The organism is Nonomuraea sp. NPDC047897, assembly GCF_043204415.1.
GTDB lineage: Bacteria > Actinomycetota > Actinomycetes > Streptosporangiales > Streptosporangiaceae > Nonomuraea.
Genome location: NZ_JBIDCC010000008.1, coordinates 346,919 through 368,341 on the forward strand (window position 1 = coordinate 346,919; position 21,423 = coordinate 368,341).

At 71.0% G+C, this 21,423-nt stretch carries 23 protein-coding genes; 11 read left to right on the top strand and 12 right to left on the bottom strand.

Annotation, left to right across the window (positions count from 1 at the left end; translation table 11 throughout):
* The first annotated feature begins 208 nt into the window (after window positions 1–208).
* Window positions 209–403 carry a CsbD family protein gene (locus ACGF0J_RS20410; RefSeq protein WP_393147929.1) on the top strand — a complete coding sequence of 65 codons (195 nt, stop codon included), beginning with the start codon at window positions 209–211 and terminating at the stop codon, window positions 401–403.
* A 58-nt stretch (window positions 404–461) separates the two neighbouring features.
* Here the strand turns inward: ACGF0J_RS20410 and ACGF0J_RS20415 are convergent, their stop codons facing one another.
* Complete coding sequence (locus ACGF0J_RS20415) at window positions 462–674, bottom strand: EF-hand domain-containing protein (protein WP_393147931.1); 213 nt, start codon at window positions 672–674, stop codon at window positions 462–464.
* Window positions 675–826: 152 nt separating this feature from the next.
* On the opposite strand from ACGF0J_RS20415, the gene ACGF0J_RS20420 reads away from it, so the two are divergent.
* Window positions 827–1,306: a hypothetical protein gene (locus ACGF0J_RS20420; RefSeq protein WP_393147933.1), complete on the top strand. Its 480-nt coding sequence runs from the start codon at window positions 827–829 to the stop codon at window positions 1,304–1,306.
* A 24-nt stretch (window positions 1,307–1,330) separates the two neighbouring features.
* Here the strand turns inward: ACGF0J_RS20420 and ACGF0J_RS20425 are convergent, their stop codons facing one another.
* Genes ACGF0J_RS20425 through ACGF0J_RS20435 form a run of 3 tightly spaced genes read right to left on the bottom strand, consistent with a single transcriptional unit; the run spans window position 1,331 to window position 3,568 of the window.
* Window positions 1,331–2,098, bottom strand: coding sequence for an ATP-binding cassette domain-containing protein (locus ACGF0J_RS20425; RefSeq protein WP_393147935.1), 768 nt, complete (start codon window positions 2,096–2,098; stop codon window positions 1,331–1,333).
* Between the two features lie 2 nt (window positions 2,099–2,100).
* On the bottom strand, window positions 2,101–2,889 hold the full coding sequence (locus ACGF0J_RS20430; protein ID WP_393147937.1) for an ABC transporter permease: 789 nt from the start codon (window positions 2,887–2,889) through the stop codon (window positions 2,101–2,103).
* Window positions 2,882–3,568 (bottom strand): ABC transporter permease, encoded by a 687-nt coding sequence (locus ACGF0J_RS20435; RefSeq protein WP_393147939.1) that lies wholly within the window; start codon window positions 3,566–3,568, stop codon window positions 2,882–2,884. The genes ACGF0J_RS20430 and ACGF0J_RS20435 overlap by 8 nt, the downstream gene beginning before the upstream one ends.
* 330 nt (window positions 3,569–3,898) lie before the next feature.
* On the opposite strand from ACGF0J_RS20435, the gene ACGF0J_RS20440 reads away from it, so the two are divergent.
* Entirely contained in the window at window positions 3,899–4,879 is a 981-nt protein-coding gene (locus ACGF0J_RS20440; RefSeq protein WP_393147941.1) for an alpha/beta hydrolase, read from the top strand.
* 71 nt (window positions 4,880–4,950) lie between these two features.
* Entirely contained in the window at window positions 4,951–5,805 is an 855-nt protein-coding gene (locus ACGF0J_RS20445) for a siderophore-interacting protein (protein WP_393147943.1), read from the top strand.
* Here ACGF0J_RS20445 and ACGF0J_RS20450 read toward each other — a convergent pair.
* The 3 genes from ACGF0J_RS20450 to aceA form a co-directional block, all read right to left on the bottom strand.
* Complete coding sequence (locus tag ACGF0J_RS20450; RefSeq protein ID WP_393147945.1) at window positions 5,789–7,048, bottom strand: TolB family protein; 1,260 nt, start codon at window positions 7,046–7,048, stop codon at window positions 5,789–5,791. The two genes, ACGF0J_RS20445 and ACGF0J_RS20450, sit on opposite strands and share 17 nt — an antisense overlap.
* Entirely contained in the window at window positions 7,045–7,608 is a 564-nt protein-coding gene (locus ACGF0J_RS20455) for a SigE family RNA polymerase sigma factor (RefSeq protein WP_393147947.1), read from the bottom strand. The genes ACGF0J_RS20450 and ACGF0J_RS20455 overlap by 4 nt, the downstream gene beginning before the upstream one ends.
* A 154-nt stretch (window positions 7,609–7,762) precedes the next feature.
* Window positions 7,763–9,043 (bottom strand): isocitrate lyase, encoded by a 1,281-nt coding sequence (gene aceA / locus ACGF0J_RS20460; protein ID WP_393147949.1) that lies wholly within the window; start codon window positions 9,041–9,043, stop codon window positions 7,763–7,765.
* A gap of 240 nt (window positions 9,044–9,283) precedes the next feature.
* On the opposite strand from aceA, the gene ACGF0J_RS20465 reads away from it, so the two are divergent.
* Together ACGF0J_RS20465 and ACGF0J_RS20470 are read left to right on the top strand one after the other, a co-directional pair.
* A complete protein-coding gene (locus ACGF0J_RS20465) occupies window positions 9,284–10,756 on the top strand; it encodes a helix-turn-helix domain-containing protein (protein WP_393147951.1) in 1,473 nt (490 codons plus the stop codon).
* A gap of 66 nt (window positions 10,757–10,822) precedes the next feature.
* Entirely contained in the window at window positions 10,823–12,034 is a 1,212-nt protein-coding gene (locus tag ACGF0J_RS20470) for an acyl-CoA dehydrogenase family protein (RefSeq protein WP_393147953.1), read from the top strand.
* A 54-nt stretch (window positions 12,035–12,088) separates the two neighbouring features.
* Here the strand turns inward: ACGF0J_RS20470 and ACGF0J_RS20475 are convergent, their stop codons facing one another.
* Window positions 12,089–13,714: a CocE/NonD family hydrolase gene (locus ACGF0J_RS20475; protein WP_393147955.1), complete on the bottom strand. Its 1,626-nt coding sequence runs from the start codon at window positions 13,712–13,714 to the stop codon at window positions 12,089–12,091.
* Between the two features lie 910 nt (window positions 13,715–14,624).
* Here ACGF0J_RS20475 and ACGF0J_RS20480 point away from each other — a divergent pair.
* Window positions 14,625–15,974, top strand: coding sequence for a TrkH family potassium uptake protein (locus tag ACGF0J_RS20480; RefSeq protein WP_393147957.1), 1,350 nt, complete (start codon window positions 14,625–14,627; stop codon window positions 15,972–15,974).
* Window positions 15,975–16,128: 154 nt separating this feature from the next.
* On the opposite strand, the gene ACGF0J_RS20485 is transcribed toward ACGF0J_RS20480, so the two are convergent.
* Entirely contained in the window at window positions 16,129–16,569 is a 441-nt protein-coding gene (locus ACGF0J_RS20485) for a hypothetical protein (protein WP_393147959.1), read from the bottom strand.
* Window positions 16,570–16,893: 324 nt separating this feature from the next.
* Here ACGF0J_RS20485 and ACGF0J_RS20490 point away from each other — a divergent pair, with 324 nt between their 5' ends.
* Window positions 16,894–17,220: a DUF3140 domain-containing protein gene (locus ACGF0J_RS20490; RefSeq protein ID WP_393147960.1), complete on the top strand. Its 327-nt coding sequence runs from the start codon at window positions 16,894–16,896 to the stop codon at window positions 17,218–17,220.
* 102 nt (window positions 17,221–17,322) lie between these two features.
* Here the strand turns inward: ACGF0J_RS20490 and ACGF0J_RS20495 are convergent, their stop codons facing one another.
* Window positions 17,323–17,511 (bottom strand): hypothetical protein, encoded by a 189-nt coding sequence (locus ACGF0J_RS20495; RefSeq protein ID WP_393147963.1) that lies wholly within the window; start codon window positions 17,509–17,511, stop codon window positions 17,323–17,325.
* A 166-nt stretch (window positions 17,512–17,677) separates the two neighbouring features.
* Window positions 17,678–18,823, bottom strand: coding sequence for an FAD-dependent oxidoreductase (locus ACGF0J_RS20500; protein ID WP_393147965.1), 1,146 nt, complete (start codon window positions 18,821–18,823; stop codon window positions 17,678–17,680).
* A 60-nt stretch (window positions 18,824–18,883) separates the two neighbouring features.
* Here ACGF0J_RS20500 and ACGF0J_RS20505 point away from each other — a divergent pair, with 60 nt between their 5' ends.
* From ACGF0J_RS20505 to ACGF0J_RS20515, 3 genes are all read left to right on the top strand, one after another.
* A complete protein-coding gene (locus tag ACGF0J_RS20505; RefSeq protein WP_393147967.1) occupies window positions 18,884–19,489 on the top strand; it encodes a TetR/AcrR family transcriptional regulator in 606 nt (201 codons plus the stop codon).
* Window positions 19,490–19,598: 109 nt separating this feature from the next.
* Window positions 19,599–19,835 carry a DUF6289 family protein gene (locus ACGF0J_RS20510; RefSeq protein WP_393147969.1) on the top strand — a complete coding sequence of 79 codons (237 nt, stop codon included), beginning with the start codon at window positions 19,599–19,601 and terminating at the stop codon, window positions 19,833–19,835.
* Window positions 19,836–19,900: 65 nt separating this feature from the next.
* The gene (locus ACGF0J_RS20515) at window positions 19,901–20,281 is read left to right on the top strand and encodes an SdpI family protein (RefSeq protein ID WP_393147971.1); all 381 of its coding nucleotides are present in this window, start codon (window positions 19,901–19,903) and stop codon (window positions 20,279–20,281) included.
* Between the two features lie 90 nt (window positions 20,282–20,371).
* On the opposite strand, the gene ACGF0J_RS20520 is transcribed toward ACGF0J_RS20515, so the two are convergent.
* Window positions 20,372–21,400: a methyltransferase gene (locus ACGF0J_RS20520; protein WP_393147973.1), complete on the bottom strand. Its 1,029-nt coding sequence runs from the start codon at window positions 21,398–21,400 to the stop codon at window positions 20,372–20,374.
* Between the last annotated feature and the right edge of the window lie 23 nt (window positions 21,401–21,423).

Consider the following 21,423-nt stretch of genomic DNA (forward strand, 5'->3'; position numbering starts at 1 on the left):
CCGCGCGGACGGCGGGCCGGCTGGCCCGGCCGGCCACGCCGGGCCCGCAGGCGAGCCGGAGAGCCGACCCCCGCGCGGCTCTCCGGCCTCCCGCTCCTGCCCGGAAAATGTCCGCTTATGAGTGGTGTGTGGAGATTCACGCCGGTGTTTTCCTGGTCCGTTCTCGGATAGGGGAAGGCTCAACGCAGCCGACGAGAAAGGCGGGCATATGGGGACCGAGGACAAGTTCTCCAACAAGGCCGAAGAGCTCAAGGGCCGCGCCAAGGAGAACATCGGAGAGGCCACCGGTGACGAGGAACTGCGCGCCGAGGGTCGCGCCGACCAGACCGAGGGCGGTCTCAAGCAGGCCGGCGAGAAGGTCAAGGACGCCGGCAAGAAGGTCAAGGACGCTTTCAAGAAGTGACACCGGCCCGGCTCACGGCGGCGGCCACGACGAGGTGGCCGCCGCCGTGAGCCGTTTCCTACGGCATGACGCGGACGAACTCCTCCAGCGAGAACCGCCCGTCGCCGTCGGCGTCGGCGCTGTCCTCCAGGGCGCCGAGTGCCCCGGCGGGCAGGTCCGGGAAGTGCGCCCGGAACTCCGCCTCGGTGATGAACCCGTCGCCGTCCCCGTCGATCGACCCGAACTCCCGCTTGAGCCGCGCCAGCCGCTCGTCCGCTGTCTCCGCCGACACCTCGCCCGCCTTTCCTCGCGTACGGGGACAAAATAGCGGGCCGTCCCGTGTCGGGGGGCGGCCGGCCCGGCGTCCCCGGACGCGTGACGGCCGATTCCTGGTCGGTTCGCACCGAATGTCGCTAGGGTTCGTCCCGACCGCGTCGACATGAGGTGAGAACGTTGCGGCATCTTGGTGGGTTTCTCCTCGGGCTGGTGGCGACGGCGGCGCTGCTCGCCGGCGGCGGCTGGGCCGTCCAGCAGGCCATGGCGAACACGCAGGCCCCCGCCGGGCAGCCGCTGTGGATCGCGCTCGGCGCGATGGCGGCCGTGGGGCTCGTCGCCGGCCTGGTGACGGCCGGTCGCGTCTCGCCCCTGGCGGCGTTCCTGCCGTCGATGGCGCTGCTCGCCTGGACGGTCGTGTACGCGCTCGACATGAACCGGGCGCTGTCCCTCGTCCCCGCCGAGCCGTCGATGCACCAGCTCGTCAGGGACGCCGGCGCCGGCGCGAGGACGCTGCTGGCCAGCGGGGTGTACGCGCTGCTCGGGGTGCTCCTGTTCATCCCCGTCCTCATGCCGTCACGCTGGGCGCGCCGCGACGACGACTACGAGGACGAGGACTACGAGGAGAGCCGCCAGGGCGGCTACTACTGAGCCGACGGCCGGGCCCTGTCCGGCCTACCGCTGAGGAGCTCGTCGCGGCGGGGCGCCGCTCGTGTAGAGGCGGGTGACCACGTCCTCGATCGTCTCCCCGGCGGGGGCGGTGGCCATCAGCTCCTCCAGCGTGCCGTCGAAGGCCAGCCGCCCGTGGTCGATGAGCATGACCCGGCGGCACAGCCGCTCGATGTCGCCCAGGTCGTGCGTGGTGAGCAGCACGGTGGTGCCCCGCTCGGCGTTGAGCCTGCGCAGGAAGTCGCGGATGCCGGCCTTGCTCACCACGTCCAGCCCGATCGTCGGCTCGTCCAGCACCAGGACCTCGGGCGCGTGCAGCAACGCGGCGGCCAGGTCGCCCCGCATCCGCTGGCCCAGGCTGAGCTGGCGAACCGGGGTCCGGAGGAAGGCCCCCAGTTCGAGGGTCTCGGTCAGCTCGTCCAGCCGCTCCCGGTAGGCCCTTCGATCTACTTTGTAAAGGAGCCGGATCAGTTCGAAGCTGTCGCGCAGCGGCAGGTCCCACCACAGGGTGGTCCGCTGCCCGAAGACCACGCCGATCCGCCGGGCCAGCGTGGTGCGCCGGCGCGACGGGTCGAGCCCCGCCACCCGCACGGTGCCCGAGGTGGGCGTCAGGATGCCGCACAGCATCTTGATCGTGGTGGACTTGCCGGCTCCGTTGGGGCCGAGGTAGCCGACGAACTCCCCGGCCGCGATGCCGAACGACAGGTCGCGTACGGCGTGCACGACCTCGCGCCTGACCTTGAAGGAGCGGCCGGCCCGGTCGAGTTCGATCATGTTCAACTCCCCGTGGATCGGTAGTGCCGGAGGCCCTGTCGCCAGGCGAGGCCGGCGAGCAGGGCGAGGACGACGGCCGCGACGGGGCCGAGGAACCGCATGAAGCCGGGCGTGCCGAACGGGTCGGCCCGGCCGAGCACGTACAGGCCGGGCTGCCAGTTGACGAACGCCAGCGGCAGCACGTACGTGACACCGCGCACCAGGTCGCGCCCGTAGACGCTGAACGGATACTGGGTGAGTTGGCCGCTGCCGTAGGTGAAGGCGTTGGTCACCTCCGGCGCGTCGGTGAGCACGAACTGCGCCGCCGCCGCCAGCGTCCACAGCGCGGCGAAGATGACCAGACCCGAGGCGACCATGACCGGGACCATCCAGAGCCGTCCCGGGTCGAGGTCGAGCACGGCCAGGGCGTAGCCGAGCACGACCGCGGCCTGCAGCACCCGGCCGATCCGGGTGGGCAGGAAGCGGTCGGTGGCGAGCTGGATCCACGGACTGACCGGCCGGATCAGCATCGCGTCGAACGTGCCGGCCTTGATGTGCTGGCTGACCCGGTCGAGGTTGCCGACGCACATGTCGCACAGCGAGAACGCCACGCCGGCGGCGCCGTACAGGAAGAGCACCTCGTCGCGGGAGAATCCGGCGAGGCTGGTGGTGTTGGCGAAGATGACCAGGATGACGGCCACGTCGGCGGCGGTGATCACCGACCCGAGCAGCACCATGAGCGCGAACGACGCGCGGTAGGCCATGGCGGAGCGGGTCCACGCCCACACCAGCACGACATAGGTCCTAACCACCCTGGATCACCACCTTGTGGCGGATCGCCCGGGTGCCGAGCGCGCCGACCGCCAGCAGCGCCACGGCCCAGAACGCCTGCAGCGCCAGCGTCTGCGGGACGTCGGCCTTGCCGAGGTAGACGTCGGCGGGGGCCTGCACCATGGCCGCGAACGGCGTGGCCCGGACCACGTCACCCAGCGGGCCGGGGATCAGCGCGAGGGGGAACATCATGCCGCTGCACAGGGTGGTCAGGACGAGGGAGCAGGCGTTCGCGCCCCGGTCGTCGACCAGCCAGCAGACCGACAGGGCGACGAGGTAGCGCCAGGCGAAGCTGACGGACCACCCGGCGACGCACGCCACGAGGAACGCCGCCCAGTGGCCCGCGCCCGCCGGCCGGACGATGCCGAACAGCGCGGCGCCGAGCAGCAGCGGCGGGACGCCGCGCACCAGGGCCAGGTAGCCGGCCCGGCCCAGGTCCTCGGCCATCGCCCAGAGCTGCAGCGAGGCGGGCCGGACCAGGTCGAGCGCGATGTCGCCGCTGCGGATCCGCTCGGGGACGGTCAGCCCGCCGCCGAAGAGCTGCATCGGGCCGATGAACGCCTGGGTGATGAAGCAGAAGGTGACGGCGTGGACGACGTCGTAGCCGGCCAGGCCGGGCCGCGCGTCCCACAGGGCGATGAGGACATAGGCGCGCAGCACGCCGAACACGCTGTTGGTGAAGGCGCCGGCCAGCGCGGCCCAGACGTAGGTGGCGTGTCTGCGGAATCCGTACCGGACGAGCCGGGCGTAGAGGGGGATGGTGGCGCACCTCCGGAGAGTGAGGACACGGTGACACGACGTGTCCGAGCCCGCGCGCGGGCCGGTCGATGGGAGCGCTGGATTATGCGCTGCGGAGCCTTGGGCGCGCAACTGGATTTCCGGTCGGCAGGGGGCCCGATATTTGGGCGAAATATCCCCTTAAGGGATGAGTTTCGTACTCGCTGGTAGATCGCTGTTCCGCAGGGAAGGAGATCTCTTGGAGGACAGAACATGCACATCGACAGGGACGTCGCTCCGGACTATCCCCTCAGTTGGCAGGCCCGCGCGCTCACCGGCCTGATGCGCGGCACGTTCAAGCCGGTGTCCAGCCTGCTCATGCGCCACGGCCTCGCGCTCGACTGCGCGGCGCGCGTCGGCGACCTGACCCGGTGGGTGCCGATCCGCCCGCCCGGCCACGTCACCATCACCCCGACGGAGTTCTCGGCGTGCGGCGGCGAGTGGGTGCGCGCCGGCGAGGACGCCGAGCTGGACGAGGACAAGGTGCTGCTGTACTTCCACGGCGGCGGCTACTTCGCCTGCTCGCCGAGCACGCACCGGTCGATCACCTGGCGGCTGTCGGCGGCGGCTCGCCGTCCCGTGCTCGCGCTCGACTACCGGCAGGGGCCGGTGCACAAGCTGGCCGACTCGCTGGAGGACGCGCTCGACGCCTACCGCTGCCTGCTGGACCAGGGATACGCCGCCGGTGACGTCATCCTGGCCGGCGACTCGGCGGGCGGCCACCTGACGCTCGCCACGCTGCTCGCCCTGCGCGACGGCGACGCCCCGCTGCCGGGCGCGGCGATCTGCCTGTCGCCGTGGGCCGATCTGACCGACTTTCCGCGGCGGGCCAACCGCTGGCAGGACCCCATGCTGTCGGCGGGCCGGATCCGCTGGCTGGCCCGCCGCTGGACCTCCGGGCTGGACCCGCGCGACCCGCTGGTCTCCCCGGTGCTGGGCGACTTCGCGGGACTGCCGCCCATGATGATCGTCACCGGCTCGACGGAGGTGCTGCGCGACGAGGGCCGCCGGGTGGCGATGCGGGCGCGGCAGGCGGGCGTGCCGGTGACGTACGAGGAGTGGCCGCGCATGCCGCACGTCTTCCCGCTGCTGGCGGACGTGCTGCCGGAGGCGCGCCACGCCTTCCGGCACATGGCGGGCTTCCTCGACGCGGTGGCCGCCTTCCGGGCCTCCGGCGAGTCCGCCGCCGCATGAACGGCGCCCTTCGGGTATAGGTTAGGTATACCTAACTTCTCTGTACGTCTCTGTGCCCGGAGGAATCGTCCATGGCAGGCAAGCCGGTAGACCACCATCGCGGAGTCGTCGTGCGCACCGAGCGGCTCACGCCGCACATGATCCGGGTCGTGGTCGGCGGCGACGGCCTGCGCGACTTCGCGCTGTCGGGGTGCACCGACCACTACGTGAAGCTGGTGTTCCCGCACGAGGGAGTCGACTACCCGGCCCCGTTCAGCGTGGCGAACGTGCGGGCCACCATGCCGCGCGAGCTGTGGCCGCGGCTGCGCACGTACACGGTGCGCGCGTGGGACGCCGAGACGCGGGAGCTGACGATCGACTTCGTGCACCACGGCGACAAGGGCCTGGCCGGGCCGTGGGCGGCGCGCGCCGAGCCGGGTGACGAGCTGCTGATGCTGGGACCCGGCGGCGGCTACGCGCCGAGCCCGGACGCCGCCTGGCACCTGCTGGCGGGCGACGAGAGCGCGCTGCCGGCCATCGCCGCCTCGGTCGAGGCGCTGCCCGCCGGCGCGCTCGCCCACGTGCTGGTCGAGGTGGACGGGCCGGCCGACGAGCAGAAGTTCGACTCGGTGGGCGACGTGCGGCTGAGCTGGCTGCACCGCGACGGCCGCCCGGTCGGCGAGGCGCTGGCGGAGGCGGTGTGCCGGCTGGACTTCCCTGATGGCGACGTGCACGCGTTCGTGCACGGTGAGGCCGGGTTCGTCCGCCGGCTCCGCCACCACCTGCGCGTCGAGCGGCGGGTGCCGCTGGAGCGGCTGTCCATCTCCGGCTACTGGCGGTCCGGCGTGGACGACGAGGCGTGGCGGGCCGTCAAGAAGGCGTGGAACGCCCAGATCGAGACCGAGGAGGCCGCCGCGCTCGGGGCGGACGTCAGCCGATCTTCCTGAGGTCGACGACGTAACGGGTGTCGCCGACGAGGTAGGACAGCAGCGGCTGGTCGCCCTCGATGCGAGGTGTCCAGATCACCCTGGGTCCGGTGCCGATGGTCCCCTTGGTCGTCGCCGTGCCGGTCGTCGCCGTGGAGCCTTCCGCCGGGCGGATGCCCAGGTCGGCCGCCTTCCCCGTCGTCGTGTCGTACAGCGCGACGCCGAGCGGGCGCCGGTCGCTGCCCACCACCGTGGCGCAGAACCGGCCGGGCGGGATGGACGGCCCGCACGGCGACGCCTTCTCCCGCGAGCCGTCCCGCGACCGGTGGAAGGCGGTGCCGTCCGCCGCCCAGCCGATGCAGACGGTCAGACCGCAGGTGACCTCCTTCTCGCCGGGCCGGACCAGCGCGGTGCGGGTCTCACCCGTCTCCAGGTTGCGGATCGTGCCGAACTGCGGCTCCTGCGGTCCGCGCATGTCCACCGTGCCGGCCCACGGCCAGGACAGCAGGTGCAGGCCGGCGCCGCCCTCGACCGGCTTCGCCGTCCCGCCCCCGAGGGGGACGGCGAACACCCCCCCTGCGTTGACCGAGAAGACGACCCGGTCGCCGGTCACGGCCAGACCGTCGACCCCTTGCGTGTCCGGGCCGGAGCGTTCGATCGTGTCCACGACCCGCGCCTCGCCCCCCGCGAGCGGCACCGACCAGATCTGTGTCCGGCCGTCTTCGAGATTGGTCCACCACACCACCTGGCCGGCGCCGACGGTGAAGCCGGAGGAGAACAGCGCGGCGCCCTCCGACGTCGGCACGTTCGCGATCTTGCGCAGGTCGCCGCTTTCGAGGTCGTAGGCGTGCACCGCGTCGGCCACCTCGGAACGCTGTTGCGTCGTCACGAGCAGCGTCCGCTCGTCGAGGAAGGCGAGCGGCTGGAAGGCGCGCCCGTCCGGCATCCTCGCCGGGATCTTCCGGACCGCTCCCGGCCATGCCCGCTCGATGGGCTCGGGCAGCGCCATGAGCCTGGCCTCGTCGGAGGTGGCGGCCGTGGTGGCGGAGGTGGCGGGCACGGCCCGGACGTCCTCCCCGAGCAGCGCGTGCGACGTGCCGCCGGCCAGCACCACCACGGCCGCCGCGGCGAGCAGCGCCCGGCCGCGCTGCCTGCGCCTGCGGTAGCGGGCCTCGACGGCGCGGGCCAGCGTGCCGGGCGCGTGCGGCGCCCGCCCCGCCGCGCCGGTCAGGGTCCTGCTCAGCCTGTTCTCCAGGTCGTTCATCGCGTCTCTCCTCGTCCGGCGTGGGGGTGGAGCTGTCGGTCGGGTACGGGATCGTCCGGAGGCGGCAGGGCGGCGCGCAGCTTGTCCAGGGCCCGCGCGGCCTGGCTGCGCACGGTGCCGCGGGAGATGCCGAGGACGCCGGCGATCTCGGCGTCGGTGAGCTGCTCGTAGTAGCGCAGCACGAGGACCGCCCGCTGGCGGCGCGGCAGGCCGGCGAGCGTCTGCCACAGGGTGCGCTCGTCGCCGGCCGGCAGGGTGTCGTGGTGCTCGCTCTCGGGCACGGCCCAGGTGAGCTGCTCGCGCCGGCGCAGCCGCCAGAAGGCGATGTGCAGCCGGGCCATGGTGGTGCGCGCGTAACTCTCCGGGTTGTCCTTCGACCGCAGCCGCGGCCAGGCGGCGCGCAGCTTGACCAGCGCCTCCTGGACGAGGTCGGCGGCGTCGTGCGGGTTCCCGGCGAGCACGTATCCGTAGCGCAGCAGCGCGTCGCCGCGTTCGGCGACGAACTCCGCGAAACGGGGGTCTGGTTCCACGTGCGTGTTGCCCTTCGTCGTTTCCGTCACCTCCCAGAGGGGCTCGGCGGGGAAACTGTTGCACGGGCGCGCGCATGGGGAAGGGCCGCGCCAGGCCGGGGGGAGTGGCTGGCGCGGCCCTGGTCGCCGGGGAACCGTCCCATGCCCTGGAGGTGGCCGGCGAGTCGAGGGGGTGTCGCGGAGGTCAGTGCGTGAACTGCTCCTCTTCGGTGGAGCCCTTGAGCGCGGTCGTCGAGGAGTCGGGCGCCACGGCGGTGCTGATCAGGTCGAAGTAGCCGGTGCCGACCTCGCGCTGGTGGCGGGTGGCGGTGTAGCCGCGCGACTCGGCCGCGAACTCGGCCTCCTGCAGGTCCACGTACGCGGTCATGCCGCTGCTCGCGTAGCCCTGGGCCAGGTCGAACATCGAGTAGTTCAGCGAGTGGAAGCCCGCCAGCGTGATGAACTGGAACTTGTACCCCATGTGGCCCAGCTCCTTCTGGAACTTGGCGATCGTGGAGTCGTCGAGGTGCTTCTTCCAGTTGAACGACGGCGAGCAGTTGTAGGCCAGCATCTGGTCCGGGTACTCGGCCTTGATCGCCTCGGCGAACTCCCTGGCCACGTCGAGGTCGGGGGTGCCGGTCTCCATCCACAGCAGGTCGGAGTACGGGGCGTAGGCCAGGCCGCGCGCGACGCACGCCTCGATGCCGTTGCGGACCCGGTAGAAGCCCTCCGCGGTGCGCTCGCCGGTGGCGAACCGCTGGTCGCGGGGGTCCACGTCGCTGGTCAGGAGCGTCGCGGCCTGGGCGTCGGTCCGCGCGATGATCAGGGACGGGACTCCGGCCACGTCGGCGGCCAGGCGGGCGGCGTTCAGCGTCTTGACGTGCTGCCCGGTCGGGATGAGCACCTTGCCGCCGAGGTGGCCGCACTTCTTCTCGGAGGCGAGCTGGTCCTCCCAGTGCACGCCCGCCGCGCCGGCGGCGATCATGCCCTTCATCAGCTCGTAGGCGTTGAGCACGCCGCCGAAGCCGGCCTCGGCGTCGGCCACGATGGGCGCCAGCCACTCCCGGGGCTCGCCCTCCGACCAACTGATCTGGTCGGCGCGCAGCAGCGCGTTGTTGATCCGGCGCACGACGGCCGGCACGGAGTTGGCCGGGTACAGGCTCTGGTCGGGGTAGGTGTGGCCGCCCAGGTTGGCGTCCGCGGCCACCTGCCAGCCGGACAGGTAGATCGCCTGGAGGCCGGCCTTCACCTGCTGGACGGCCTGGTTGCCGGTCAGCGCGCCGAGGGCGTGCACGTAGTCCTCGGTGTGCAGCAGCCGCCACAGCCGCTCGGCGCCGAGGCGGGCGAGCGTGTGCTCCTCCTGGACGCTGCCGCGCAACCTGATCACGTCCTCGGCGCTGTAGGTGCGCTCGATGCCGTCCCAGCGAGGGTCGTTCTCCCATTCGTCCCGCAGCTGCTCAGCAGCTCCCTTGAGGCGATCGTTCATGGTTTCACTCCTTTGTCGTCCCCTGGGGCCTGTGCCGAGTGTGTGCCCGTCCGGCGCATGATCAGTAGCGTCCCGGGGCGGGAAGAAGTAAGAAATTTCTGTTCTTGCCAATACTCGCGAGTATTAGATGGAGAAGAAATCGCGAGTTTTCCTGTTGGACTAGACCAATCCGATCCTCGGCGTGGTGAGGCTGGGGCGATGGTCTAGAAGATGGGCAGAATTTCTGTCTAAGATTGCGGTATGGCGTCCTTGTTGGGTGAAGAACCGCTGTCTTTGACGCAGGAGCTCGACCTCATCGCGTTCGGGCAGCGCCTGCGCCACCTGCGCAAACAGCGCGGCCTGACCCTCTCCGACCTGGGCTCCCGCGTCGACCGGGCCCCCAGCCAGCTCTCCCTGCTGGAGAACGGCAAGCGCGAACCCAAGCTGTCGCTGCTCAAGTCGCTCGCCACCGCCCTCGGCGTGCCCGTCGAGGAGCTGCTGCGCCGCCAGCCGCCCAACCGGCGCGCCCAGCTCGAGATCGCCCTGGAGGAGGCCCAGCGCGACCCCCTCTACGCCTCGCTCGGCCTGCCCCGCCTCAAGGTCTCCGCGCGGGTGCCCAACGACGTGCTCGAACACATCCTCGGCCTGTACGGCGAGCTGCGCGCCCGCCAGGCCAGAGGCACCGCCACGCCGGAGGAGGCCAGGGCCGCCAACGCCGAGCTGCGCCGCCGCCAGCGCGAGCTGGGCAACTACTTCCCCGACATCGAGAAGGCCGCCGCCGAGTCACTCGCGGCCGTCGGCTACCGCACCGGAGCGCTCTCCCAGAGCACGATCCAGGCGCTCGTCACCCACTTCGGCTACACGGTGCACACCGCCCAGGACCTGCCCCGGTCCGTGCGTTCCATCACCGACCTGCGCAACCGCCGCATCTACGTCAAGCACGAGCAACTCGGCATGCACACGCCGCGCACGATCCTCCTGCAGACCCTCGGCCACCTCGCGCTCGGCCACGGCAAGCCGCGCGACTTCGCCGACTTCCTGCGCCAGCGCACCGAGGCCAACTACTTCGCCGCCGCCGTGCTCGTCCCCGAGAAGGCCGCCGCGCTCTTCCTCAAGGAGGCCAAGGCCGACCGCGCGCTGTCGGTGGAGGACCTGCGCGACGTGTTCGCCGTCTCCTACGAGATGGCCGCCCACCGCTTCACCAACCTCGCCACCCACCATCTCGGCCTGGTCTGCCACTTCGTGCGCAACGACGCGGGCGGCATCATCTACAAGGCGTACGAGAACGACGGCATCGTCTTCCCCGCCGACGAGCAGGGCGCCATCGAGGGGCAGCGGATGTGCCTGCAATGGTCGGGCCGCCAGGTCTTCCTGTCGCCCGACCGGTTCTCCGTCTTCTACCAGTACTCCGACTCGCCCACCGGCACCTACTTCTGCGTCGCCCACGTCGACCCGTCGCGTGAGCGCGACTTCGCCATCACGCTCGGCGTGCCGTACAGGGAGTCGCGCTGGTTCCGCGGCCGCGAGACGACGAACCGCACCAAGTCGCACTGCCCCACCGGCGACTGCTGCCGCCGCCCGCCCACCGAACTGGCCGAACGCTGGGAGGGCTACGCCTGGCCGTCGGCCCGTGCCAACTCCCACGTCCTGGCCGCGCTGCCCCCCGGCTCGTTCCCCGGCGTGGACGAGGCCGACGTCTACACCTTCCTCGAACGGCATGCCGTCCGGAACTGACCTTGGCCCCGTACCTACTCATGGGTAGGGTTGTGCCGCCGGGTGGCGAGGTGAGGGGAGCTGCGCATGAGCGGCGGATTCGATCTGGAGCTCAGCGACGACGTGGCCGAGGTGCGCGACTGGGTGCACACCTTCTCCCGCGACGTCATCCGCCCCGCGGGGGCCGAGTGGGACGAACGCGAGGAGACCCCCTGGCCGATCATCCAGGAGGCCGCCAAGATCGGGCTGTACTCGCTCGACTTCTTCGCCACCCAGTGGTTCGAGGAGAGCGGGCTGGCGCTGCCCGTGGCGTTCGAGGAGATCTTCTGGGGTGACGCCGGCATCGGCCTGTCCATCGTCGGCACCGGCCTGGCCGCCGCCGCGCTGTCGGCCGGCGGCACGCCCGAGCAGATGGGGGAGTGGCTGCCGCAGATGTTCGGCACCGCGAACGACGTCAAGCTCGGCGCGTTCTGCGTCTCCGAGCCCGACGCCGGCTCTGACGTCGGCTCCATCCGCACCCGCGCCGTCCCCGACGGCGGCGACTGGGTGCTCAACGGCGTCAAGACCTGGGCCACCAACGGCGGCATCGCCGACGTCCACGTGGTCGTCGCCTCCGTCGACCCCGACCTCGGCACCCGCGGCCAGGCCACGTTCGTCATCCCGCCGGGCACGCCCGGCCTGACCATGGGCCAGAAGTTCCGCAAGCACGGCATCCGCGCCTCCCACACCGCCGAAGTCGTGCTCGACGACGTCCGCGTCCCCGGCTCCTGCCTGCTGGGCGGCCGGGAGAAACTGGAGGCCCGCCTCGCCCGCGTCCGCAAGGGCGAACGCGCCGGCGAGCAGGCCGCCCTGCGCACCTTCGAGACCACCCGCCCCTCCGTCGCCGCCATGGCCGTCGGCATCGCCCGCGCCGCCTTCGAGTACGCCCGCGACTACGCGCGCGAACGCGAGCAGTTCGGACGCAAGATCGGCGAGAACCAGGCCATCGCGTTCCTGCTCGCCGAGATGGCCACCCGCGTCGACACGGCCCGCCTGCTGACCTGGCGCGCCGCCTGGATGGCCCGCACCGGCAAACGCTTCGAACAGGCGGAGGGCTCGATGTCGAAGCTCGTGGCCGGCGAGACGGCCGTGTGGGTGACCGAACAGGCGATCCAGATCCTGGGCGGCGCGGGATACACCCGCGAGCACCCGGTCGAACGCTTCCACCGCGACGCCAAGATCTACACCATCTTCGAGGGCACGAGCGAGATCCAGCGCCTGATCATCGGCCGCGCGGTGACGGGCCTGCCGGTGAGGTGAGAACTTCGCAGACGGCGCGGCCCACAGGGTGCGTGCCGCCGAGAACGAGCAGTTTCATGGCGTTCCAGGGGCGAGGGGCAGCCAGAGGGCTGACGGGTGATCGGGGTCGTGGAAGATCTGGTGGTCTGACGCGCGCAGCTCGCGCGCTGTGGCCGGCGGCTCGCCGGTGCCGGGGTTGCGGCCGTAGCGGGGGTGGGCGCCGCTGGAGACCTGCAGCCGGATCCGGTGGCCGCGTACGAAACGATGGGCCAGCGGCCACAGAGTGATGTCCACCGCGCGTACCTCCGTCGGGTCGCCGCCTTGGGTCAGGCGGACGATTCCGTCGCAGAGGTTGAGCGATCGGCCGCGCGGGCTCACGTCGCACAGACGGGCCACGTAGTCGACGTGCGGGATGGACGAGCGTGCGTGCAGCCGCACCCGGACCGGGCCGATCACCTGCAGATCCGTCTCCAGCGGGGCGGTGGTGAAGGTGAGCACGTCGGGCCTGGCTTCGACGGCCCGGTTGTCCCTTGGGCCCGGGGACACGCCCAACGCTGTCCCACCCACCGTGGGTGTCGGATCACCAGGGTCGTAGCGGTATCGGCTGGGGCTCCTCACATCGGCGGGGTGCTTCCCGCGGCTCAGCCGCCCGCCGGGGTGCAGGTACCAGCCCGTGGGCACGTGGGCGGGTGGCCAGCGCGGCAGGTCGAGCCACCGGTTCGCGCCGGTGACGAACACCCGCACCCCCGACGGGCCGTCATCGCCCCGCACGGCCGCGTCCAGGGCGGCCAGCGCATCTCTCATGCCTTCACGGGTGTACAGGCCCTTGCCATGACCCCATGGCCCTACCAGCAGCCGGACGTCGCGCCCGGCGGCCAGGAGGCTCGCGTGGTCGTCCAGCATGCCCGGCAGGAAGAAGTCGTACCAGCCGCCCTGGAGGTACACCCGGGGCGGCATCCGGTCGACGTTGGCGCGGTGGTCCATGCGTGTCCAGTACTTCTGGTCGGGACCGTTGCGGATCCACTCCTGGAACCAGCTCACCTGGTGTCCGGTGAGCACCTGGTCGGCTTCGCCCAGAGGAAGGGTGAGGGTGGCGCGACGCAGCCTGCGGCCGGCGGTGATCGTGGCCAGCAGTTGCCGTGACAGGGAGAAGCCGCCGCTGAACATGGTGTCCACGAGCTGGACCCAGCCCAGCGCGTTGCCCGAGGCGAAGGCGCCGCCCGGATACATGAACCCTTCGGCGAAAGACGACGGCGCGTCCTGGATCACCGCGATCTTCCACTCGGGGATGTGCCGGGCGGCCAGCTCCCACTGGGCCAGGCCCAGGTAGCTGGCTCCCCACGTGGCCAGGACGCCGCCGAACCATGGCTGGCCGCGCAGCCAGCTCAGTGTGCCGTGGGCGTCGGCCGGGTCGATGGCGAAGCCGTCGAAGCGGCCGCCGGAACCGGCCGTGCCGCGCAGGCTCTGGTACAGCACCTGGTAGCCGCGCTCGGTCAGTACTTTCGGCAACGGGTCGAAGGCGTTGCCCCTGCCGTACGGGCTGCGCAGGAGCACCAGCGGCGGCCGTGCGAGGTTGGCCGGGTAGTAGTGGGTGGCCAGCAGTCGCACGCCGTCAGCGGCGGGGATCTCGACATTCCGTCGGACCCGCACCGGATGCCGGACGGCGGGGCGTACACCGAACAGGCGGCTGAGCAGACTCATCGGGGTCGTCTCCTCGTCGACACGTCTGTGATCTCGCTCGCCGACCAGGCTTCCCGGCACACCATCGGCCCATGCACGCGGAGCCCATAACCATCACGATACCGAATTTCAGAAATTTCTGAAGTATCGTGCCGCGCCGTCTGACCATGCCGCAACACCGGCACCGGGCTGCCTGGAGGCCTCGCCGGAGCCCCGAGTGAGGGAGCGACCGGCAGCGTCCGTCTACTGGACGGGGGAGGCTTTGGTCGGCCGGGTGATGCACTTCGCCGCGCTGGAGCCTCCTGCGTAGGAATACCGTCAAGAACCGGCCTGAGGCCGTAGGAAACGTGTCAAGACACCCCAGATCGCTCGCCTCCTGGGCTTAGCTGGATTCGTTGCCGTTCTCGGTGACTGTCCCGGATGTGAGGAGTGGGATGTCTGGCTACATCTTCGTCGCCCTGACGATCGCGATGTTCGCGGTCGCAGGAATCGTGGTGAAGGCGGCGGAGCGGCTGTGAGCGCTGTGAACGCTGCCCGGCTCATGGTCGTCACCGGCCGTGTGATCTGCATGGTCGTGGCCCGCTTCAACCCGTGAATCCCTCCCGCAAGCATTGCGAGCGGCCGGAGCGACTGCTTGGCCCGCCGAGGCGGCGGCAAAGCTCCTCAGCGAGACGCCGCTCAAGGACATCAGCTTCATCGATCTCATGCAGCCATCGGCTGTCTTCACGAATTACTCGACCGCCAGGCAGGCAGTCGCCTTCCTGAGGCCGCCAGTCCCGCTGCTGGACGAATTCGCCTCGTCCAGCGAGGTGCCCCATCTCCGGGCACCGATCGCCTGCGATGCCACTGCCCTGATGGCCGCGCGCACAGCGAGCCGCGCCGTCTGGCCGGCCAGACTGCTCCCCCTCCTACCCCATCGGGAGATCTCATCGTGCGGATCGCCTCAGTCGCGCTCCAGCGTTTCCAGCATCCTGCGCAGGTGATCGTCACCGCCTTCGCTTCCGCGGTGCTGCTGGGGACGGGGTTGCTGGCGCTGCCTGTCGCCACGGAGTCGGGCGAGCCCGCGGAATGGCTGACCGCGCTGTTCACGGCCACGTCCGCGGTCTGCGTGACCGGACTGGCGGTCGTGGACACCGAGACGCACTGGTCGTTCTTCGGCGAGGTGGTGATCGCCGGACTGATCCAGATCGGCGGGCTCGGCATCATGACCCTGGCGACGCTGTTCACCGTTCTGGTCTCCGGCCGCCTCGGACTGCGCGCCCGGATCTTCGCCCAGGCCGAGACAAAGACGCTCAGCATGAGCGACCTCCGCAGGGTGGTGCGCAACGTGGTGCTGTTCAGCCTCATCTGCGAGGCCATCACCGCGGTGCTGCTCACCGGACGCTTCCTCCTCGGATACGGGGAGCCGTTCGGCCGGGCTGTCTACCTGGGGGCGTTCCACGCCGTGTCGGCATTCAACAACGCCGGATTCGGACTGTGGTCCGACAGCCTGATGCGGTTCGTCACCGACCCGTGGATCTGCCTGACCATTGCCGCCGCGGTCATCATCGGAGGGCTGGGATTTCCTGTGATGTTCGAGCTGTTCGGCTCTTGGCGGCATCCCAGCCGCTGGTCGGTGCTGACCCGGGTCACCGTGGGCGTCACCGTACTCCTGCTGCTCGCCGGCACCGTGGTATTCCTGATCACTGAGTGGCGTAACCCCAGGACCTTGGGCGCGCTCGACGGCTCCGGCAAGCTGCTGGCCGCGTTCTTCACGGCCGTCATGCCGCGCACCGCCGGCTTCAACAGCCTCGACATCGCCGCAATGTATCCATCGAGCTGGCTGGCGACCGATCTGTTGATGTTCATCGGCGGCGGCAGCGCGGGTACCGCAGGCGGCATCAAGGTCACCACGTTCGGCATGCTCGCCTTCGTCATCTGGGCCGAGATGCGTGGCGAGCCCGATGTGAACATCGGCCACCGCCGCCTGCCCCAAACCGCGCAGCGTCAGGCGATCTCGATCAGCCTCGTCAGCGTTGCCCTGGTAGCGGTCGCCACCTACCTGCTACTGGTCATCACGCCGCACAGCCTTGACCAGGTACTGTTCGAGGTCATCTCGGCATTCGGCACTGTGGGCCTGTCCACCGGCATCACCGCCGACGCTGGCCCGGTGGGGCACATCCTGCTCGTCCTGCTCATGTTCATCGGCAGGACCGGCCCGCTCACGCTCGGCTCCGCGCTTGCGCTGAAGGATCGTACCCGCCGTTACCAGCTACCGGAGGAAAGGGTCATCGTCGGCTGACAGCGATGACGTGCAGGACGGCGTTTCACCGGCCGGCGTTTCACAGGCCCGGCGGCGCTCGACCGGTCGCCCGACGGGATGCCATCCCCTTCACTGGGAAGGCAGCCTGACCCGTGCGTCGAGCACGCCCTGGTCGCGGGCGGCCGCGGGCAGCCTAGTGCTGCGGCTGGACCGAGCCGGGATCGCCGTAGGACGGCGGGTACGGGTCCTGCGGTGGCCGCTCCTCGGGCGGTGGCCAATCGGGCATTCGGGGTATGTGCCGCTTCCACTCCTGCTTCTTGCGTACCCGCTTGTCCTTGCACTCAGGGGTGTGCCATCCCTTGAAGCAACCTCTTGGCGGTCCCATCCATTTCTTGCCCTTCTTCTCCATCCTTTCCCTGAGCTTTTTCATGGCATACCGCTTCAAGCACCTTTCTCGCTTCGCCGGATTCTTGTGCCAGCAGTCCGGTCGCACTCCGGTGGCCGCGTACTGCGAGGCCGTGGAGAGGGCGGGGACAGTGGGCCGGCTGACCGGCGACGCTTCCACCGGTGTTCCGAAGATCAGTCCTGAAGCGATCAACGGGCCGGCCAGCGCGATGCGCCGCTTGCCGTCCATGGGAGATCATCTCCCTGTGGTGCTCCTGAATGTGCATGTCAAGCATGACCCCGGCCGGCGACTCCGGTCCAGGGGCTTGGGGAAAGCGGGCACAGCGGCCCGGTTGGGAGATGACCCGGTAAGACCGGGATAGCGCCGGCTTGAAGGTGCCCTCGCGTCCGGACGACGACCACTCATCCGGCTCGGCCGTGGCGGATGAGGCGCCTGTGGTGGACGGCTGCGGCAGCTCGATCAGCAATCGCCACCTATATACCTTCATGTGGGTTATCTGCGATTTTCGGGCGGGCAGGCGAAGAGGCATGACCGGCAAGCGGAAAGACCGCGATGACTGACGACGGGCAGATCGCCGCGGATTTCGGCCAGGCGGTCAACATGACGGCCGCCGAGCTGGAACGCTGGCTCGGCACGCAGGAGTCCAGCAGCGTGGGAGACAAGTCGGGCGGCGGCGAGTCGACGGGCCACGCCTCCGGCCGCCGGATCGTGGAGATCTTGCGGAAGAAGAAGGGCGCCCTGACGGAGGACGACTACGCCCACATGCGGAAGGTGACCGGTTACGTCCGCCGCCACCTGGCCCAGCGTCCGTCCGGGGACGTCCGGGAGACCGCCTGGCGGTACTCCCTCATGAACTGGGGGCACGACCCGCTCAAGTAGGCGTCGTGCGCCGCGAGGCTCCTGTGGCACCGGCCGCGAGCCGGCCCCGTCGCACCGGGCGGCCCGGCCCCGTCACGCGGGGGCCGGGCCGCCCGGGTCGCGTCAGTTGTTGTCGTCCTGGTCGTTGCCGTCGTCCTGGTCGTTGTCGTCCTGATTGTTGTCGTTCTGCTCGTTGTCGCCGTCCGGGGCCTGCGTGTTCACCACGTCGGGGTCGTCGTCACCGTCGCCGGCACCGCCGTTGCACGCGCCGGTCAAGCCGATCGCCGCCACCATGGCGGCTGCCGCCAGCATTCTCTTCCGGCTGGTCCTTCCCCACATGCGCACCCTCCAGAATCGTCGGCCGCGGACGTCCGCGACGCTGTGGATCATCCCTGTTTCCGGAGAGAAGGTGATCTAACGCCGGGCGGCGAACCGGCCTCGCGCGGCACCGTCCCCGGTGAGTGGATCTCCGGAGCCGTCAGGCGTGCCAGAGCGCGGCGAGCTGGCGGGTGGCCAGCCGGGACGGTATGGCGCGCAGCAGCGCGTCGCGCAGCCACGCGGCGACGCCGGTCTGGGAGGTCAGCCGTGACTGCCGGGAGGCGGCCCGCATGATGCGGTTGGCGCGGGGTCTGCGCTCGGCGTCGTAGCGCAGGAGACGCTCGGGGACGTCCGCCGGGCCGGCGCCGGTCAGGTGGCGGGTCAGCGCGGCCGCGTCCTCGAAGGCCTGGCTGGCGCCCTGCCCGAGGTCGGGCGGCATGGCGTGCGCGGCGTCGCCGAGGAGCGCGATCCTGCCGGCCACGTACGAGGGCAGGGGCGCGGCCAGGCGGGCGATCGGGTCGACGTAGATGTCGGCGGGCGGGGTGGCCTCGATCAGGTCGGTGACGAGGGGATGCCAGTCGGCCATCAGGGACAGCATCTGCCGCCGTGCCTCCGCCGCCCCCGGAGGGGCGCCGTGCAGGACGGAGTCGGTGAACCAGTACAGGTCGTGCTCGCCGACGGGGAACAGGCCGAACATCGCCCCGCCGCGGCGGTCGACCAACTGGCAGGCGAGCAGGTCTGTCGCCAGTCCGGGAGGGCGGGGCAGCATCCCGCGCAGGTCCATCCGGCCGGTCCGCCGCAGCCCCGGATGGCCGGGGAAGAGCCGGCCGCGCAGCCTGCTGCCGATGCCGTCGGCGGCGATCACGGCGTCCGCTCTCGCGACGGGGTCGCCGGCGCTGATCACGGTCACGCCCGTGGGGTCGGGCTCCAGGCGCTCGACGGGGGTCGCGGTGCGTACCAGGTCGGCGGGCAGCGGGGCGCGGAGTGTCCGGTGCAGCTGCGCGCGGTCGATGATGACGGGTGTGCCGACCTCCCGCTGAGCCTGGATGGCGTCGGTGACCAGCAGCGGCCGCCCGCGCCAGTCCCGTAACCCCGCGCGGGTGGCGGGCAGCATGTGTCCGCGGACGTCGTCGGCCAGTCCCAGCGTGTCCAGCGCGCGGAGCCCGTTGGGCATGACCACGATCCCGGTGCCCGCTTCCCGGAGCTCGGCGCCCCGTTCGAGGAGGGTCACCTCGTGACCCGCGCGATGCAGCCCCACCGCGGCCGCCACCCCTCCGAGCCCGGCACCAACCACCACGATCCGCATAGGACCTCACCCACCAATTCACTACGATCGTACTAGTACGACTATTGGTAGCATGGCGGTATGCCGCCCACCAATCCGGCCCGCCGCCGAGCGCTGGCCGATGCCGCCATCGAGCTGCTGGCGTCGTCGGGCGTGCACGGGCTGACGCACCGCGCCGTGGAGAAGGAGGCGGACCTTCCGCCGGGGACGGCCTCGAACTACTTCCGCAGCCGGGAGGCACTGCTGGTGGCCGCCGCCGAGCGCATCGTCGAGTTGCATCACGCCGACACGGACCAGGCCGTCGGCCGGCCTGCGGCGGTCGCTGACCAGGCCGTCGGCCGGTCCGCGGCGTTCGCCGATCTGCTGACGGAATCGCTGCTCACAGCCGCGACCACGCTGCGCAACCGCTATCTGGCGATCTTCGAGCTCCAGCTTGAGGCCTCGCGCCGGCCCGTCCTCGCCTCGGCGCTCACGAGCCTGCGGAAGGCGTCGTTGCGGATCACCGCCGGGCACCATGACGAACTCGGCCTCGGCATCCCACGCGAGAAGATCCCCGCGCTCATCGCCCTCTACGGCGGCGCGCTGTTCACCCTGGTCACCGCGCCGCCAGGGAGTGTCAGCAGGCAGACCGTCCAGTCCGTCGTCCAGGTCATCGTGCAGGGCTGCGCCGCGCCCGAGGGCTCCTGAGCGGGACGACACGGCCACGGGCGCCCGCGACCATGAGCCCCTCTTGCGTTTTCTCCCTGGAGGACGGATCCTTCGATCACCGCTCGGGGCCGCCCGGAAAGGACGATTCATGATCCGTCGCGTACTGGCCGTCGCAGTCCTGGCCGCCGCCGTGCTCGCCACCGTGCCGACCGGCGCGCAGGCGGCGCCCGCCTGCCGGGCCGGATACCTGTGCAACACCCAGTACTTCTCCGACTCCGCGCGCACCACGTTGGTCGGGGTCAAGACGGAGTTCTGCAGCGGTGAGGTCTCGACCTGGGGCCGGGTCACCGGCTACATCACCTGGTCCGCGAGCCTCTGCTCCTGACGGCAGGCCGCGGCCGACCGGAAGGCGGTCACCGGCGATATGCGCCGATCATTAGGATGTGGGACATGGGGCCCGTGTTGATGACGTCGCTGCTGACCCTGCCCGTGCTCGCCCTGCTCCTGATCTCCTTCCATGACACCTCGGGCGTCGTGGACACGCGGAACAGGCTTTCCGGCCTGCGGACCCGCCACACGCTCGCCTCACGCGAGGCGTGGGATGCCGCGCACACCTGGCTGAGGCGGCCCCTGCGACGTCTGGCCGTCGTCATGACCGCGGTTCTCATCGTCTGCGGAGTCGCCGAGACGGCGTTCGAGCTGCCCGAGCCCCTCGCGGTCACGATCGCCGTGTCCCTGCCGGTGGTGCTGGTCGGCGGGCTCGTGCTGATCGCCCGGCGCGCCGACCAGGTGGCGGCGCGGGTCAACCGGCGGCAGGCTCCCCACGGGTAGGACGACGGCCGAGCAGGTCCGCCCTCGACACGTCGAGGCCCGGCTCCCCGGGAGGAGCCGGGCCCTCGCCCGCGCGGCGTCCGGCGGGGGTCAGAGGGGCTTGTTGGCGACCAGCAGGGTGGTGAGCTCGTTCAGCGCGACCGGCGGCTCCACCGTGAACCCGGCCTCCGTCAGCCAGCGCGTGCCCTCGGCCACCGTGTACTCCGACGAGCCGCTGATCATGGCCATGTTGAGGCTCATCAGCAGGTTGAAGATCCCCTCACGGCGCTCGTCGTCGATCATGCTGTCGTAGACGAGCAGCGTGCCGCCCGGCGGCAGATGGTCGAAGGCCCGGCCCACCAGTTCGCGGCGGCGCTCGTCGCTCCAGTCGTGCAGGACGTGGCCGAAGATGTACACCTGCGTGTCGGGCAGCGGGTCGGTGAAGAAGCTGCCCGCCTGGTAGGCGACCCGGTCGCGCAGGTCGGTGCCGCCGCCGAGCTCGCCGGCCAGCTCGTCGAAGAACGGCCGCAGCGGCGGCAGGTCGAAGGTGACGCCGCGCAGGTGGGGGTGGGCCGCGGCGAGCCGCATGGTGAGCATCCCGCGGCAGCCGCCCAGGTCGGCGAAGGACTTCACCTCGTCCCAGCGGTACTTCTCGGCCAGCGGGCGGGCCAGCAGCACCGCGTAGCCGTCCATCGCCTCGGTGAAGGCACGGGCCCGGCGCGGGTCGGCGTACAGCTCGGCGGTGAAGTCGCCCTTGTCGGAGAACTTCTGCGCCAGGTTCTCGCCCGAGCGCAGGAACGCGCTGAGCGTCCCCCAGGCCGGGTAGAGCCGCCGCTGGTTGAAGGCGAGGAAGCCGCCGATGTACTCGGGCGCCTCCGGGTCGAGGTAGGCCGCGGCGAGCGGCGCAGCCCGGTAGACGGAGCCGTCGCGGGCCAGCAGGTCCATGGCGACGAGGGCGTCCAGGTAGTCGTGGGTCAGCGCCGGGTGCAGGCCGAACTCGGCCTGGATCCGCGCGGCGTCGGCCGGCTCGCGGGACAGGCGGGCGAACAGCCCCAGCTCGATCCCGGCGAACAGGGCCTGCGCCTGGAAGAACCCGGTCGCCGTCCTGATGATGGGCAGTGCGCTATCCGGACCGGACATGCGGTTTCCTTTCTGGGGCGGAA